Genomic DNA, 17,671 nt, shown 5'->3' with positions numbered 1-17,671 from the left:
TAAAGAAATAAAAGCGGTCAAAGATATTTTCATCATATTTATTAGAAAACGATCGATAAAAAAATTCGGTAAGGATGAAATTAACCATCCCCACCGGAAATTAGAGGAAATATCATTCCTTACTCAGAGTTAAGCATTTGACCAAGCAAAAATTGTCTTGAGATTGAGTAATTGATCCCATGTCAACTCAGCATGTTGATATCCCCAAGGATTTCTGACTTTAAATGTTCCATTTGTGGCATTGTAAGCAGTAACAGTATAGGCATGACTATTAACTACGCCGTAATTAGCACCATAAACAAAGCCAGCAGTTAATACTTTATTGGAATTAACTAAATCAATTAGCTGAGTCTTGGTCATGTTAGTCACTATTTGCTTAGTAGCATCCAAGCCAGTTACTTGACTAGTCACATAATCCATCCAACCACCTTCAATAGAACTGTAAGCATTCCTGGTATACTCAGGACGACTCCAACCTAACTCACCCAATTGAGCGTAGGCTTTTTCTGCTAAGGCTACCCATAGTTCATTACCAGAATTATTGTAGGAACTACCTGGACTAGCGTAGATTAACTGTCCGTAAGCATTAGTGGGTAAATATCGATCGACTGTGACATAGTTAGCTACACCCTTATTAAAGAAACGAACAGTGAAGGTATTATCACCATTGTCAATAAACATATTTTGGATGTAGTTGGGCTTTTCCTGTGCTATGGAAGATAGGGTAGCCAGATAATAACAATCTCCTAAATAACCTTGCTTAATATCATCTGCGCTAATTCCGTTTTGGAATAAAGAGCCACTAATTGCTTGATAGGTGGTAGTGCTGGATGCTGTGGGGCGATCGCTTCCTAGGAACCATTTTCCAATCAATTTTTCCATCTGTGCAGCACTACTACCAACAGATAGGTTTCCTAGTGTCACCTGCGTTGTGCTACCTCCAGTCCACCATTGATTTGCCGTATTCCCATTCACTACATTGTTTGAGAGAACACTAACATAATCTTGCATAGTAAAGCGACTTGCATTACTAACAATGGTGCGAAGATCCACTAATTCAATAGCATCAATTATGCTAAAGTCTTCAGCATCTCTGAACAGGGAAATCATATCATTTCTACTTAAATTCCCGTCTTGTGCTAAAGAGCGAGTTAAACCGATCAATCCTGTGTCTTTCAGATTGATACTATACCAGTCATTACCTTGCACTTGAATAGCTTGAGCAAACAGATTATTGGTTTCATTGCTTTCCGCTATAGAGTTACCATAATCAGCTTGCAACAACAGATAGTAATTACCTACCGGAATGCTATTAGCGATGGTGAATGATACTGATTCCGAACTCACACCACCCGCAGCAATGTTGGTGACGGAATCCCAGTTCAAAAACAAATCGTCACTACTGAGTGTGGCATCTTTGGAAAAATAGAAACCGCTGTAGCTAGAACTTGCACTCGCATTTCCTTGGTTTTTGACTTGATAGTTGAGTTGAATGGTGCTACCAACTGTAGCGCTAGTTGGTGCAGAGACGTTTTGAATGATTAAGTCTGGTTTTGGTGTAGTTAGAGTAATCGTACTGGCAACAATATTATTGTTTTCATTGCTTTCAGCGACATAACCATAACCATCGGCTTGAGATAGCAGATAGTAATTACCAGCCAACGTACCATTAGCGATGGTGAATGATACTGATTCCGAACTCACACCACCTGTCACAATGCTGGTGACGTAATCCGAGTTCAAAAACGCATCATCACTACTGAGTGTGGCATCTTTAGAGAGATAGAATTTGCTGTAGCTATAGCCTGCACTCGCATTCCCTTGGTTTTTGACTTGATAGTTGAGTTGGATAGTATTGCCAACTATGGCGCTAGTTGGTGCAGAGACGTTTTGAATAATTAAGTCGGGTGCGGGTGTAGTTAGAGTAATCGCACTGGCAACAATATTATTGTTTTCATTGCTTTCAGCGACATAACCATAACCATCGGCTTGAGATAGCAGATAGTAATTGCCAGCCGCCGTACCATTAGCAATGGTGAATGATACTGATTCCAAACTTAGACCACCCGCAGCAATTCCATTCACGTAATCCGAGTTCAAAAACGCATCATCATTACTGAGTGTGGCATCTTTGGAGAGATAGAACTTGCTGTAGCTATAACCTGCACTCGCATTCCCTTGATTCCTGAGTTGATAGTTGAGTTGGATAGTATTGCCAACTGTGGCGCTAGTGGGTGCAGAGACGTTTTGAATGATTAAGTCAGGTGCGGGTGTGGTTAGAGTAATGGCACTGGCAACAATATTATTGGTTTCATTGCTTTCAGCGACATAACCATAACCATCGGCTTGAGATAGCAGATAGTAATTGCCAGCCGCAGTACCACTAGCAATGGTCAATATCACAGATTCTGAACTCACACCACCTGCCACAATGCTGGTGACGGAATCCAAGTTCAAAAACGCATCATCACTACTGAGTGTGGCATCTTTAGAAAGATAGAATTTGCTGTAGCTAGAACCGGCATTTGCATTCCCTTGATTCTTAACTTGATAGTTGAGTTGGATAGTACTGCCAACTGTGGCGCTAGTTGGTGCAGAAACATTTTGAATGGTTAAGTCTGGTTTTGGTGTAGTTAGAGTAATCGCACTGGCAACAATATTATTGGCTTTAGTGCTTTCAACCACTAAATAATAGCCATCAGCTTGAGATAGCAGATAGTAATTACCAGCAGCTGTATTGCTATCAATCGTCAATGCAACTGATTCCGAACTCACACCCCCAGATGCAATGCCATTGACATAATCCCAGTTTAAAGCCGCATCATCACTACTGAGTGTGGCATCTTTAGAGAGATAGAATTTGCTGTAGCTATAGCCTGCACTCGCATTCCCTTGGTTTTTGACTTGATAGTTGAGTTGGATAGTACTGCCAACTATGGCGCTAGTGGGTGCAGAGACGTTTTGAATAATTAAGTCGGGTGCAAGTGTGGTTAGAGTAATCGCACTGGCAACAATATTATTGGCTTTAGTGCTCTCAGCCACTAAATAATAGCCATCAGCTTGAGAAAGCAAATAGTAATTACCAGCAGCCGTATTGCTATCAATCGTCAATGCAACTGATTCCGAACTCACACCCCCAGATGCAATGCCATTGACATAATCCCAGTTTAAAGCCGCATCATCACTACTGAGTGTGGCATCTTTGGAGAGATAAAACTTGCTGTAGCTATAGCCTGCACTTGCATTCCCTTGATTCTTGAGTTGATAGTTGAGTTGGATAGTACTACCAACTATGGCGCTAGTGGGTGCAGAAACGTTTTGAATGATTAAGTCGGGTGCGGGTGTGGTTAGAGTAATGGCACTCGCAACAATATTATTGGTTTCATTGCTTTCAGCGACATAACCATAACCATCGGCTTGTGATAGCAGATAGTAATTACCAGCCGCAGTACCACTAGCAATGGTCAATATCACTGATTCTGAACTCACACCACCTGCCACAATGCTGGTGACGGAATCCAAGTTCAAAAACGCATCATCACTACTGAGTGTGGCATCTTTAGAAAGATAGAATTTGCTGTAGCTAGAACCGGCATTTGCATTTCCTTGATTCTTAACTTGATAGTTGAGTTGAAGGGCGCTACCAATGGTGGCGCTAGTTGGTGCAGAGACGTTTTGAATGATTAAGTCGGGTGCGGGTGTGGTTAGAGTAATAGCACTGGCAACAATATTATTGGTTTCATTGCTTTCAGCGACATAACCATAACCATCGGCTTGTGATAGCAGATAGTAATTACCAGCCGCAGTACCACTAGCAATGGTCAATATCACAGATTCTGAACTCACACCACCTGCCACAATGCTGGTGACGGAATCCGAGTTCAACAACGCATCATCACTGCTGAGTGTGGCATCTTTAGAAAGATAGAATTTGCTGTAGCTAGAACCGGCATTTGCATTTCCTTGATTCTTAACTTGATAGTTGAGTTGAAGGGCGCTACCAATGGTGGCGCTAGTTGGTGCAGAGACGTTTTGAATGATTAAATCTGGTTTACTAGCTACGGAAGAAAGTGAAGTGACTGAACCAACACCCGCGCCATAAATATCGCGGATGCCATTAATGTCATCTTGGTAAAGGAAGGAAGTACCTAAACCCGAATAGCGCGCGCCATAATACGGATTCATTATGGCGTTAGTGCTAGAATCATGCCCAAGACCTAACGCATGACCGATTTCATGTACTGCTACATATAGTAGATCGATACCTTCAGATGGGTTTGTTTTCCAGGTTTCGCCACTGTCAAAGTGGAGGTCGCCTGCTAAACCTGTACCAGTGGGATAATAAGCATGGGCTAAAACTCTACCGCTACCATCAATATTGTGATAGCCAAAACGGAGTTGAGGAGCATTTTCTGCGGCATAATCGTTATCTGATGGAGCCGGGCCACTATCAACAACTTCCTTAAAATTTAGTGGGGCGTATTTTGCCCAAATTCCCAGAGCTTCTTCAATCGATCCTTTGATTTGTATAGAAGTCAGACCACCTTTGAAAGTGCCATCTAAAAGATTACTATAACTATAAGTAATATTTACTCCTGAACCTTTGCCTCCGGGCTGCGACCATTTATAACCACTATTGGCTGATTCAAGTACGGGTTCATTGGCTTTGTAACCAGGAGCATAGATAGCATCGGCAGCATAGCTATTGTGATTTACGTCTAACCCATAGCCATTAGCTGTGCTGTATAAATTGATATTGTAATTATTTACTGAAAGACTATCTGCGTTGATGGGATTATTTTCTACAGAAAACATAGATGACTTTACTCACAGTTAGGTATTTTGGCACCAAGCATCTGATAACCCTTGTATTTTCAAGGGTTTGGCGGTCAAATATTTGCTACTGGGAAAATTGTTCTGAAAAATACTGATGCTTATATACTACACAAACTATCTGTAAGTTACGGTAAAAATCGTGCGAATTTTTACTCGACCATATTAATATACTTAAGTACTAAGTAGTTAAAGTAATACATAATTATCTGCGAAAAGCTTTTGTCAATTAAAAAAATTGAGACTTTGGCGAGCGCAATTTAAGCCAGTTAAGCAGGGAAGCTGCCTGTTAGGGTGTAAGCACTAGGTAGAATGGTTTTGTCTGTAATTAAAAAATCATGCCTCAGTAGCCAACCTTATGCTCACAACAGCTGACTTCCTTCAATACACCCAATGGTCAGGTATTGCCACGCTGGTATTTGCCGCTTTAACAGTCCTGGCTTTTTTTCTTAAATGGGGCATCCGCTTTCGGCTGGTGGGTACGACTGGCTTTATGTTGGTGCTTACGGGTGGTTTATTTGCACTTTCCATAGTACCTTTGAGTCGCACTGTGATTCCGGGTGCAGTGCGGTACACTCTCGTTTATGACAATGGTTCGACACAAACAGTAATTGCTACCTCACCGCAGATTACCCCTTCAGAATTAGAAGCTACTTTACGTCAAGCAGCTAGCAATCTTTATTCTTATGGACGCTTAGGTTCCCGTAATGATAACGATCTAACGATTCGTGCGCGTACTCTGATTCACCCAGAACCAGGGACTTCTGTGCCACTATACTTGGGTCAGATCAAGCGCACCTTAACTCAGCGCGAAGATCCGGAGATGGCAGTGGAAATATATCCTGAAAAATTCGCGCAATTACCAAAACCTACTGCTTAGGAGGCAAGGGGGTCAGGGGGGATGAGGGAGAAACAACTAATAACTTTTGACTGTTGACCCTTGATCCTTGACTCTACCCTTTCTACTTTTCTCTCTATTTAACCTCTATGTATTGTTTACATCATTAAATTAAATTTTTATTACTAGCTCTGAGAATAAATATTTGTTTTGTGGGATGAGATTTTTACCAAGTTGATACTGCCTCATTTACTAAGTATATTCTAGGAAGCAAAATCTGGTTTATCTGTTACCAGTAAAACAAGGATTTTTTTGTATTTCAGTATACAATAAATATTTTTTTTAGATTAAGATATAAATTTAGCGATTCCACTAATGAGAACGAGTTAATCAGCCTGTTGGTAATCGGTAATAGTGGCAGGAAAAATCATTGGTTCTTCCTTAGCCTTTAACCCACACGACCAAAGCCTTTTCCTAAGTATCTGGGAGTGGTATTGTTAATTAGTTATATGATTATTCAAAACTTTGGTAGTTCGGAACTTTAGGCTAATGGGCGCTAGAGAGTTAAGCGATTTTTTCAGACCAATCTATCGGTTTGTCAAAGGCTGCGTGATTTTCACTTGACTATTTAACAGAATTTTTATTTGCATTGTTAATTTGATTAAGAAATATCAAGGTTTTGGCAAACTAGTTATTATATGCCCAATCAATCTTCCACTCAAACCTTGTCTACTCAAACATCTAATTCATTCTTGACGCTGACGATCGCGCCAGCAAAAGTAATTCGTGGTTCCAGTATCTTACAATCGGCAGCAGCAGAGATTGCTAGTTTGGGAAGTCGCCCCTTAATTGTGGCAGGCGATCGCACTCTTGCTATTACCCAAGAGAGTTTACAACCATTTTTAGAACAACAACATTTACATATCGCCCAAGCTTCTTATGGTGCAGATTGCTGTGAAGCCAGCCTGAAATCTTTACGCAAGGCAGCCAAAGAACATAAAGCCGATTTAATTATCGGTGTAGGTGGCGGTAAAGCCCTAGATACAGCTAAGTTAGTCGCCCATCAGTTGCAATTGCCAGTGGTGACAATTCCCACCTCAGCCGCTACCTGTGCAGCTTGGTCTGCCCTGTCTAATGTGTATTCTGAAGCAGGGGCGTTTCTTTATGATGTGGCATTATCACGCTGCCCCGATTTACTCATACTTGATTACGACTTGATTCAAACTGCGCCACAGCATACTTTAGTAGCAGGTATTGGCGACGCGATCGCTAAATGGTATGAAGCTTCGGTAAGTAGCGGCCACTCACAACAAACTTTAATTATTGGTGCCGTTCAACAAGCACGAGTTTTACGCGATATTTTATTGCAAAAATCAGCCACCGCCCTCAACGAACCAGGTAGTGAAATTTGGCGAGAAGTCGTAGACGCCACAGTTTTAATGGCTGGAGTAGTTGGCGGGATCGGAGGCGCGCAGTGTCGTACCGTTGCCGCCCACGCCGTGCATAATGGTTTAACTCATATTGCCGGACATGGCAGTATTCACGGTGAAAAAGTTGCCTATGGAATTTTAGTGCAACTGCGTTTAGAAGAGATGGTACAAGGCAATCAGCTAGCAGCAGCAGCACGGCAACAATTGTTGAAATTCTATGCAGAGATTGGATTGCCACAAAAATTAACTGATTTGGGATTGGGAAAAATTACCTTAGCTGAACTGCAAACAGCAGCGGAAGTAGCGCTAGTTCCAACTTCAGATATCCATCGACTACCGTTTAAAGTGGCGCTGGAACAGTTAATGGCGGCGATGGTTTCTACCACTGCACCAGTAGATAGTCGAGACACGGTAAATCGCGTCTCAGTCATGGGAGTAAGTGACGAGGTTGAGGAATGAGTTTGGATTGGATTGTCCCAGCAGAACGTATACAGAAACTACCACCTTATGTATTTGCCCGTCTCGATGAACTCAAGGCCAAGGCAAGAGAACAAGGGCTGGATTTGATTGATTTGGGGATGGGAAACCCTGATGGCGCAACACCACAACCGGTGGTAGAAGCGGCAATACAAGCCTTGCAAAATCCGGCAAATCATGGTTATCCGCCCTTTGAAGGGACTGCTAGTTTCCGCCGCGCCATCACTAATTGGTATAATCGCCGCTACGGTGTCACCCTCGATCCGGATAGCGAAGCCTTACCGTTAATGGGTTCTAAAGAAGGATTAGCCCATTTAGCGATCGCCTACATTAACCCTGGCGATCTAGTTCTGATACCCTCTCCTGCTTATCCCGTCCATTTTCGCGGCCCGGTAATTGCTGGCGGACAAGTTTACAGCTTGATTCTCAAACCAGAGAACGACTGGTTAATAGATTTAGCCGCGATTCCCGACGAGGTTGCCGAAAAAGCCAAAATTCTCTACTTCAACTATCCCAGCAATCCAACAGCTGCCACTGCTCCTCGCGAATTCTTTGAAGAAATCGTCGCCTTTGCCCGCAAATATGAAATTCTGTTAGTGCATGACTTGTGTTATGCCGAGTTAGCTTTTGATGGTTATCAACCAACTAGCTTATTAGAAATTCCCGGTGCCAAAGAAATTGGTGTAGAGTTTCACACCTTATCTAAAACCTACAATATGGCTGGTTGGCGTGTGGGGTTTGTGGTGGGGAACCGCCATGTCATTCAAGGTTTACGCACCCTGAAAACTAACTTGGACTATGGCATTTTTGCTGCCTTGCAAACCGCAGCCGAAACTGCATTGCAACTGCCAGATGTCTATTTGCATGAAGTCCAACAGCGCTACCGAACTCGCCGCGATTTCCTAATTGAAGGGTTAGGAAAGTTGGGTTGGGATATTCCCAAAACTAAGGCAACAATGTATCTCTGGGTGAAATGTCCTACGGGCGTTGGTTCTACAGATTTTGCCCTTGATGTCTTGCAACAAACTGGTGTTGTAGTAACTCCCGGTAATGCTTTTGGTGTTGCAGGCGAAGGCTATGTCAGGATTAGTTTAATTGCCGATTGCGATCGCTTGAGTGAAGTTTTGCACAGGTTTAAACAAGCTGGAATTCATTACTCATAGCTAATTTTATAGCTGATGGGAAAGACGCGATCGCATCTTTCCCATTTTGTAGTCCGCAATAATGTTTATTTCTTAAAATATCTCAAGTTATAACGGTCTTGATATTGGGCAATATAATCCACATTTCGCTGTTCTAATGATGTTAGTAATTTATTAGGAAATTTTTTTGGCGAATATATAGGCTGATACCAAGGTTGATTATTAAAGTAATCTTGTAAGCCAGGAGTATCAAACTGACGACCATGAATAGCAAATATCCAATTTCGCATGATATCTAATTCATAACCATCTTTACCTGCTAAATCTTCATCTGTTACAAGTCGTTGAGACAGCCAAGAATAATTGTTGGCGGTGGGATTTTCAGATGGTGTTGTGTATGTATTTGTAGAATTTGAAAATGTCGGAGTGACGCTGGCTTGAGGTATAGAAGTCTCTTGTTGTATGGGAGACGGTGAACTAACTGGAGTTTCGGGAATTTGGGACGTTGTAGGTGACGATGTTTCTGTAGGTGTTGGAGTTGTTTGTGCTATCGGTTGCGAAGGTTTTAAAACTTGACTAATAATTACAGACGCACCAATTAATCCGCCTGCTATTAAGCTACCGATGACAAAACCGTTGCGATTAGTATTTTGATTAATAGGTGGAGGAGTTACAGGAATAGTAGGCGGTGATGGTATAGATACCACAGGCGATTGATTGACGAATGGTTGCGTCGGCGGAATGGGATTTACTAGATTTGCTATGCTCTGCAAAGCATCCAGCATGGCTCTAGCTGTAGGATAGCGATCGCGTGGATGATAAGCGATCGCGCTATCAAGTATATCTGCCATCATCGGACTAATATGACTAGCATATTGTCGCCACATAATCTCAGCTGTCTGCGGATCTGTTTCTATTTGCTGAGGTTGTCTTCCAGTCAGCAAATAAATTGCTGTCATTCCCAAACTATATAGATCGCTAGAATAAACTGGTCTACCTGCGGCTTGTTCGCTGGGCATAAATCCCGGTGTCCCAATCACAATCGAGCTGGTAGGATTACCCTGAGAATTCATCACCGTTCCCATAGATTCGCGTACTGCACCAAAATCAATCAGTACGGGTTTGCCGTCACGATGCCGCAAAATGATGTTATCTGGTTTAATATCGCGGTGAACAATATACTTACCGTGGACGTATTCTAGAACAGGTAATAAATTGACTAATAATTCTTGGACAGCAATTTCGCTAAATAACCCTTGTTGCAGTTTCACTGTTAAGGTATCGCCTTCAACCCACTCTTGAACCAGATAAAATTGCCCGTCTGCTTCAAAGTAAGCGTACAAAGCCGGAATTTGGTCGCTTCCACCGCCGAGTGTTTCTAAAATTGCCGCTTCCCGTTCAAATCTGTCTTTTACCAACTGGTAAATCTGGGGATTGTTTTGAATCGGCCTTAACTGTTTAACCACACAACGGCGCTTCGAGGGCATATAGCTATCCTCTGCTAGAAAGGTTTCACCAAACCCACCAGCACCCAATGTGCGAATAACTTGATAGCGATCGTTCAACAGGTTCATTCTTAATTTATGATTCGTAATACCCTGCGGGTAGGCACACTTCGTGCGTCTACGTAATTCGTAATAGGACGTAGGGTGTGTTATGCCGTAGGCTAACGCACCTATAATATTCGATGGTACTTTACTATACAGCAATAACAAACTCAATCTGGTTGAAATCAACAATCTTCATCACCCGAATTTTATTGAGTGTGTAAACGCTTAATTCTGGCTAGAAACAGGACATACACTAGCAGCAAGGCGAGATGTTGGTGTAGCTTGAGGTGCATTAGCAACCAAAGCTATTTCACCATTAGCAGTTTTGACCATACCTTGCGCTTCGATCATCTCCGGAGTTGCATCGTTACTTACGGGCACTACGTAATCTATCAATGTAGCTGTTTGCTCCTCCAAAGTCGCTAGAGGTAGATGAATGCTTGTACCCATCATGAATTCCAGAGGGCTAGGTGGTAAACTACCGCGTCCGGTAACGATAAATTTGCCTAAAGGTTTGGCATTGGGGCTTCTGGGACAGATTTGGGCAATTTGCTGGCTAGCATCAATCAGTTCGGTAGGTAGTTCGATTAGTCCTTGTGTCGGTTGAACTTCTGGTTGTGTAATGGCGATTTGTCCTTGTACGCCTAATTCAGAACTCGCAGTAATATCATTTGTTTGTTCTGATGGTTTGGGACGCGCTTCAATACCGAAAATACTCTGAGTACGAATGTTAATATTGCCACCTACACCAGAGAAGGCATTAGCTGTGATGTCGCTATTTTCGTTAGGTGCAGCAACGATGAATGTTGAGTTGATATTGATGTTACCCCCATCGCCACCTTTTTGCTCGGTACCAGCGTTAGTAGAGATTTGAGCGCCACGACGCAGTAAGAGTAAATCGCTATTGACGTTGATGCTACCACCATTACCTGAAACAGATTCGGCTTTGAGTGTACCTTGGTTATCTAAAGTAATTTTGGGTGAGTTGACAATCATATCTCCAGCAGTACCCGTTGTGCTTTCGGAGTTAACATACAACCCACTATTAAAGTTAGAACTCTTACCAGAAATTGTGACAAAATCAGCAGCATTAACTGCGATCTTACCAGCATTCCCCTGCCCCAAAGTTGAGGCTGCAAGTTGACCGCCATCTCGTAATGATAAGGAACCAGAATCAATAATAATGTCACCTCCATTACCGACTGTTCCTTTATCCACCGTACTGAAAATCCCACTAGCAAAAGTGTTTCTTGCTCCAGCAATATCAACAGCACCACTCACTTTGACGTTAACATTGCCAGCATCTCCCCTGCCGGCTGGTAAATCTCCTAATGCACTTAGAGTAACAGTTAGTATTTGAGCCGCATCAGTAACTGATAGGCTGGCGGCATTAATGTCGATGTTACCACCGTTACCTACACCTCCGGCGTCTACGGTGCTGAGGATATAAGCACCACCAGTCAGGGAAACCGCATCTTTGATTTGCAGTGTGACATTTCCGGCATTTCCCTGCCCCAAAGTTGAGGCTGAAAGTTGACCGCGATCGCTTAATGTTAAGGAAGCAGCATCAATAAAAATGTTACCTCCCTTGCCAACTGTTCCTGTGTTGATGTAGCTGACAATTCCACTTACAATATCGTCTTTCTGGCCAGCAATATCCACACCGCCAGTCACTTTCACATTCACATTGCCAGCCTCGCCTCTTCCTGGTGGTTGACCGCGATATGCTTGATTAATAATAGTTAGGATCTGGGAACCCTCAGCAATCGACAAGCTTGCAGCATTAATGTCGATTGTGCCACCCTTTCCCACACCTCCAGCTTCTACTGTGCTGAGGATGTCAGCACTACCAGTCAGGGAAACCGCATCTTTGACATTCACAATCACATTCCCCGCAATTCCTTCGCCATAAGTTGAGGCTTCCAGTTGGCCGCCATCTCGCATTAATAAGGAAGCCGCATCAATAAAAATGTTACCTCCCTTACCTACTGTTCCCGTTTCCAACGCACTGAAAATTCCACTAGCAGAACCGTCTTTCTCTCCAGCAATCTCCACAGCGCCAGTTACTTTTACATTCACATTGCCAGCATTTCCTTGAGCTGCGGGTAAGGTATCAGATGGTTTTCTTGTAATGGTTAGTACTTGAGTGCTATCAGTAATTGATAAGCTGGCTGCATTGATGTCGATATTGCCACCGTTACCCACACCTCCTGCTTCCACTGTACTGAGGATGTTGGAATCAGCAAGGAAAATTCCATCTTTTACACGTAGCCTTACATTCCCCGCATTCCCCTGTCCGCTAGTTGTGGCTTGAAGAAAAGCGCCATCTCTTAGAGAAAAGGAACCAGCATCAATGGTAATGTTACCGCCATTGCCTACTGTTCCTACATCCGCATCACTGAAAATCCCACTGCCAAAACCGCCTACCCTGCCAGCAATATCAACATTGCCAGTCACTTTCACATTTACATTGCCAGCATCTCCTATTCCTGCTGGTCGGGTAGCAGTTGCACCACGAGTTATTGTTAAAAGTTGGGAGCCATTAGTCAGAGATAAGGTTGCTGCATTAACGTCGATGTTGCCACCTTTACCTACACCTCCTGCTTCCACTGTACTAAAGACGTTAGCACCAGCTAGGGAAATCGCATTTTTTGCACGCAGCGTCACATTCCCTGCATTCCCCTGTCCCAAAGTTACGGCAGCCATTTGAGCAAAATCGCTGAGTAATATGTCACCAGAATCAATCGTAATATTACCCGCATTTCCCTGCCCCAGAGTCAAGGTAGTAAGTTGAGCGCGATCGCTGAGTGAAAAAGAAGCAGAATTAATGGTAATGTTACCCCCACTACCTTGTGCGCCTCGTCTGACTAAGTTGAAAATTCCGCTTCCAGCATCGGCAATTTTGATTTCTCCTGTAGCATTGAGAGTAATATCTCCTGCAACAGTTTCTGGTGTACCTAAATTAATCCCAATTCCCGCAGAAAACCCACTCGATCCTAAAATCTCTAAATTACGAGCATTGATGGCAATATCGCCACCACCAGCAGCTTGTACAAACACCAATGATTGATTGGTAAGCGATACATCTGCACGAGCCACATTTTCTGGAAATTGCAAGCTGAGATTGTCGCCGTCAAACAGAAGATTGACATTTCCGGGTTCTGCCAATCCTCCTAACTCAACTCTCCCACCAAAAGCATTTAATTCTCCAGCATCAATGGTGACATTACCACCGACTAGTAATAAACTCTTACCATCAGCAACTCTTAAACCAAAAGCATCAAAACCTACTGGATCTATCCCTGCTGGTGCAACAGAATTACTTTGAATTGCGGCATTTTGACTAACCCGATTAAACAACAACGCTGAAGGATTTACTGTCAACAATGGCGGTGCTTGGGGATTTGTCGCACTAAAAACTCCCTGATTTCCAAACTGCACACCGTTTGCTGTCGTTCCCACAAATGAACCACGCACATCTAAACTGGCATTTTGACCAAACACAATGCCATTGGGATTGATTAAAAATAAATTTGCATTTCCATTGACACCCAAAGTTCCTAAAATATTCGAGCTATTCCCACCAGTCACCCGTGTCAAAATATTCTGTATACCTGAGGGATTGTCAAAATATACACGTTGTCTATTATTAATATTAAACTCAGTAAAACTATGAAAAAGATTGCCGCCACGTTGAGCGCCACCATTAATTAAATCTGCATTTGCACCATTAATTAAAATATTTGGTGTAATTTTAGAAGCCTCTACACCAAGGGTTTGATCGGGAGTAATTTGAGCCTCAACTGGTGTATTGGCAAGTAGCAAAAGTGAAGGTATAAAAAATTTTTGAAATAAACTGTCGATCTTAGGCATCACAATTAAATGAAGAGATGGTAGATACGCCATCTATGAATTACATATATCACTATTTCTGGTTGGGCTAAACATATGCAACAGATCAAAAATAAAAGTCAGATATCTGTATGTGAAAAAATACACCCCACAGCTAACTGTAGAGTGTATTTCTCATTAATTATTTCCGAACAATTAGCTAACTAACAGCAGATAGCTGCTTTTGAAAGAAAGCTTCCAAAACTCTTTCTGCTATTTGACGACTAGTTAAACCGAGTGCTGCCTTAGATTCATCTGGTGTCGCGTGATCGACTAAGATATCTGGCACACCGATGCGCTTGACTGGAACGACAACATCGGCATCAAGTAAAGCTTCGGCTACCGCAGAACCAAAGCCACCCATGACGCAGCCTTCTTCTAAGGTGACGACGCGCCCAATTTTCTTAGCTAAAGGTAAAATCAATTCCGTATCTAAAGGTTTAGCGAATCGCGCATTGATGACAGTGGCTTGAATTCCATGTTCGCTGAGAATTTCCGCAGCTTGCATACTTGGGTAGACCATCGTACCGTAGCCGACTATTAACACATCATCGCCAGTGCGGAGAATTTCACCTTTGCCGATTTCTAAAGGTTCCCAGCCTTCTTCCATCAGCGGTACACCATGACCGTTACCACGAGGGAAGCGCATAGCGATCGCGCCTTTGGTATAGTTAACGCCAGTAACGATCATGCGTTGGAGTTCGGCTTCGTCTTTAGGTGCCATCAACACCATATTCGGAATACAACGCAGATAGGCGATGTCATACATACCTTGATGGGTAGGGCCATCAGCACCCACAATTCCTGCCCTATCTAAGCAGAAGAATACAGGTAGGTTTTGAATGCAGACATCGTGAACGATCTGGTCGTAAGCACGTTGTAGGAAGGTAGAGTAGATAGCGGCGACGGGACGCATACCTTCACTAGCAAGTCCAGCTGCTAGAGTGACAGCGTGCTGTTCGGCAATACCGACATCTATATATTGATTGGGCAGTTTTGCTTGTAGTTTATCTAAGCCTGTCCCTGTAGCCATCGCCGCAGTAATCCCAATAATTTTGGGATTTTGTTCGGCAAGTTTAACTAAAGTGTGAGCAAAGACTTTAGCATAAGCTGGGGGTTTAGGCTTGCTAGAAGGAATAGCTTTGCCAGTTGTGAGATTAAAGGGATTTTGGGCGTGGTAGCCTACTTGATCTTGTTCGGCAAGTTCATAACCTTTGCCTTTGACTGTTGCTACGTGTACTAAAACTGGCCCTGGTATTTGATGTGCTTGTTGGAAGGTAGCAATTAATTCTTCTAAATTATGCCCATCTACTGGCCCGATGTAGGTAAAGCCCAATTCTTCAAAAACCGCACCAACTTTGGGAACAGCTAAACGCTTCATCCCTTCCTTGATGCGTCCGAGTTCGGGAGATAGAGATTCGCCAACAAAGGGAATATGCTTAAATTGTTCCTCAAAATTATCTTTAATGAACTGTACGGGTGGGCTGAGGCGCATTTTGTTGAGATAGCGGGGAATTGCGCCTACGTTCGGCGAGATGGACATCTCGTTGTCGTTGAGAACAACCAACAGGTTAGTTTTGGGCAAGTGTCCTGCATGGTTAATAGCTTCTAAAGCCATACCGCCCGTTAAAGCACCATCACCAATGACAGCAACGGCTTTAAATTTTTCCCCTTTCATATCGCGGGCTAAAGCCATACCCAAAGCTGCGGAAATACTGGTGGAAGCGTGTCCGGCACCAAAGTGATCGAATTTGCTTTCACACCGCTTGAGATAACCAGCAATTCCGTCTTTTTGCCTGAGGGTGTGGAAGTTGCTGTAGCGACCTGTAATTAGTTTATGGGGATAAGCTTGGTGTCCTACATCCCAAATAACTTTATCCCGATCTAAGTCCAGTGTCTGGTAAAGCCCTAAAGTTAACTCTACAACACCCAAACCTGGCCCCAGGTGTCCCCCAGTTGCTGCTACCGTTTGTAGGTGCTTATCTCTGATTTGACGGGCAATTTGTTGCAGCTGCCGAATCGATAAACCGTGCAACTGATTGGGATGGGTGATTTCGCTCAGATGCATATTATAGGGTTTTCCTCTCTAATCTCTACTTCTGAATATTCTCTGATTTTCCCACGGTAATGTTGCTTACAGAACTTTAGTTGAAGTAAGTTGTACTTTTACAGGGAAATTGAGTCATTTGGTATGTTTAACTACTGATTTTTGCATTAATGAATAAGTCAACTCTTTTCCCAAGAGAATTTGGTTTGACTTACCTCTATTAATGTAACAAAATGTAATAAAAATATTTTAAAAAATTGGCAATATATTGAGATTTTATTTCTGAGTCCATCGTAAAATTACAAGTTTAATTATTTTCTATCTAGACTTGGTAACAATTAGTAAAAAATAGATTAGTTTTCCTCCTCTTCATGTATAAGAGCTAAAAGAAATTTTTATATAAAAAAGACATTTTTAACATTAATTAAATGTAGAGACCGTGCGGGAAGGTCTCTACAGGAGTTTAGGTAAAACATCACGTAAATTCGGTCGATGTTCATATCCAGTTTGATTCTCGAAATCAGTTCTATGGTGATTGTGGGCTATCTGGAACTTTGGGAACTTCTGGTGTATCTGGTTGTTTTTGTTGTCGTTGCAAATATTTACTCAACACATCAGCCATATCACCACGAGTCATGGGACGTAATGGAAAGATATTTCCTTGAGCATCTGTATTAATAAAGCCTTCGGAAATTACTGTGGCGATCGCTTGTCTAGCCCAAGATGGAATCGAAGTTGCATCGGGATGGGAAGCGAGAATTTCCTTGACAGTTTCTTCAGGAAACTGAAACACACCATAAGCTTGGGCAAAAATTGCCAAGGCTTCTGCTTTTGTCACCTTTTGGTTCGGGAAAAACAAATTACCCCGATAACCTTTCATGATATCGGTCTTTAAAGCTATTTGAATATCATTAAATGCCCAATGAGAAGAGGGTACATCTGGAATTGCTAAATTTTCTTTGCTTACAGCTTGGCGTTTATCCAATCGAAATACTTTCACCATAATTGCAGCTAATTCTGCTCGATTAATTAGTCTTTCTGGATAAAAATTCCCATCGGTAGAATTTGTCATCCATTTGGCATTAACTACTTGTTGAATTGCTTCAGATTGCTGGCTAGAAGCTGCTTCTGCCACTTGTAACAGATGAATTGCTGGTAAATTTTGTAGCAAAACTACTAGGGATAAAGTACCAATAAACTGACGCATAATTATAACCGATTGCAGCCACAAACGCGATAAAAAAACAACGTCACCGTTGTTAAATCTACTATCTCATGACGAATTTACACTTAACAATGTTGCTATATTGCCATTGGTCATTTGTCAACGGTCATATAGTTGTCCTCCTTGTTTCCCCTGTCTTCCTGGTCCTTCTTGCCCTCGTTATCCCACCTTAACGCGGCAAGTAAAGCGCAAAATGTATGTAACTTTGGGTTATGTTCATTCTAGATAAGTTTTATGG

At 42.5% G+C, this 17,671-nt stretch carries 8 protein-coding genes; 3 read left to right on the top strand and 5 right to left on the bottom strand.

What is annotated here, in order from left to right; genetic code table 11:
- Positions 1-129: 129 nt before the first annotated feature.
- On the bottom strand, positions 130-4,815 hold the full coding sequence (locus AACU33_RS35375; protein WP_096594900.1) for a CARDB domain-containing protein: 4,686 nt from the start codon (positions 4,813-4,815) through the stop codon (positions 130-132).
- Positions 4,816-5,191: 376 nt separating this feature from the next.
- On the opposite strand from AACU33_RS35375, the gene AACU33_RS35370 reads away from it, so the two are divergent.
- The 3 genes from AACU33_RS35370 to AACU33_RS35360 all read left to right on the top strand — a co-directional run bounded on the left by AACU33_RS35370 (position 5,192) and on the right by AACU33_RS35360 (position 8,741).
- The gene (locus AACU33_RS35370) at positions 5,192-5,713 is read left to right on the top strand and encodes a Ycf51 family protein (protein WP_096594899.1); all 522 of its coding nucleotides are present in this window, start codon (positions 5,192-5,194) and stop codon (positions 5,711-5,713) included.
- A 656-nt stretch (positions 5,714-6,369) separates the two neighbouring features.
- Positions 6,370-7,560 (top strand): iron-containing alcohol dehydrogenase family protein, encoded by a 1,191-nt coding sequence (locus AACU33_RS35365; RefSeq protein WP_096594898.1) that lies wholly within the window; start codon positions 6,370-6,372, stop codon positions 7,558-7,560.
- Positions 7,557-8,741 (top strand): aspartate aminotransferase, encoded by a 1,185-nt coding sequence (locus AACU33_RS35360; protein ID WP_096594897.1) that lies wholly within the window; start codon positions 7,557-7,559, stop codon positions 8,739-8,741. Before AACU33_RS35365 ends, AACU33_RS35360 begins: the two co-directional genes overlap by 4 nt.
- Before the next feature lie 65 nt (positions 8,742-8,806).
- On the opposite strand, the gene AACU33_RS35355 is transcribed toward AACU33_RS35360, so the two are convergent.
- From AACU33_RS35355 to AACU33_RS35340, 4 genes are all read right to left on the bottom strand, one after another.
- On the bottom strand, positions 8,807-10,294 hold the full coding sequence (locus tag AACU33_RS35355; protein ID WP_096594896.1) for a protein kinase domain-containing protein: 1,488 nt from the start codon (positions 10,292-10,294) through the stop codon (positions 8,807-8,809).
- 201 nt (positions 10,295-10,495) lie between these two features.
- Positions 10,496-14,143: a two-partner secretion domain-containing protein gene (locus AACU33_RS35350; RefSeq protein ID WP_096595500.1), complete on the bottom strand. Its 3,648-nt coding sequence runs from the start codon at positions 14,141-14,143 to the stop codon at positions 10,496-10,498.
- Between the two features lie 178 nt (positions 14,144-14,321).
- Entirely contained in the window at positions 14,322-16,229 is a 1,908-nt protein-coding gene (gene dxs / locus AACU33_RS35345; RefSeq protein WP_096594895.1) for a 1-deoxy-D-xylulose-5-phosphate synthase, read from the bottom strand.
- A 505-nt stretch (positions 16,230-16,734) separates the two neighbouring features.
- The gene (locus AACU33_RS35340) at positions 16,735-17,415 is read right to left on the bottom strand and encodes an S-layer homology domain-containing protein (RefSeq protein WP_096594894.1); all 681 of its coding nucleotides are present in this window, start codon (positions 17,413-17,415) and stop codon (positions 16,735-16,737) included.
- Positions 17,416-17,671 lie beyond the last annotated feature (256 nt).

The sequence above is a fragment of the Calothrix sp. NIES-2098 genome (assembly GCF_963875125.1).
Taxonomy (GTDB): Bacteria; Cyanobacteriota; Cyanobacteriia; order Cyanobacteriales; family Nostocaceae; genus Aulosira.
This window is presented reverse-complemented; position numbering and strand designations above follow the sequence as displayed.

Coding starts and splice junctions, on each gene's coding strand:
- AACU33_RS35340 (WP_096594894.1), bottom strand. CDS start 17,415: ATGCGTCAGTTTATTGGTACTTTATCCCTAGTAGTTTTGCTACAAAAT.
- AACU33_RS35350 (WP_096595500.1), bottom strand. CDS start 14,143: ATGCCTAAGATCGACAGTTTATTTCAAAAATTTTTTATACCTTCACTT.
- AACU33_RS35360 (WP_096594897.1), top strand. CDS start 7,557: ATGAGTTTGGATTGGATTGTCCCAGCAGAACGTATACAGAAACTACCA.
- AACU33_RS35365 (WP_096594898.1), top strand. CDS start 6,370: ATGCCCAATCAATCTTCCACTCAAACCTTGTCTACTCAAACATCTAAT.
- AACU33_RS35355 (WP_096594896.1), bottom strand. CDS start 10,294: ATGAACCTGTTGAACGATCGCTATCAAGTTATTCGCACATTGGGTGCT.
- dxs (WP_096594895.1), bottom strand. CDS start 16,229: ATGCATCTGAGCGAAATCACCCATCCCAATCAGTTGCACGGTTTATCG.
- AACU33_RS35370 (WP_096594899.1), top strand. CDS start 5,192: ATGCTCACAACAGCTGACTTCCTTCAATACACCCAATGGTCAGGTATT.
- AACU33_RS35375 (WP_096594900.1), bottom strand. CDS start 4,815: ATGTTTTCTGTAGAAAATAATCCCATCAACGCAGATAGTCTTTCAGTA.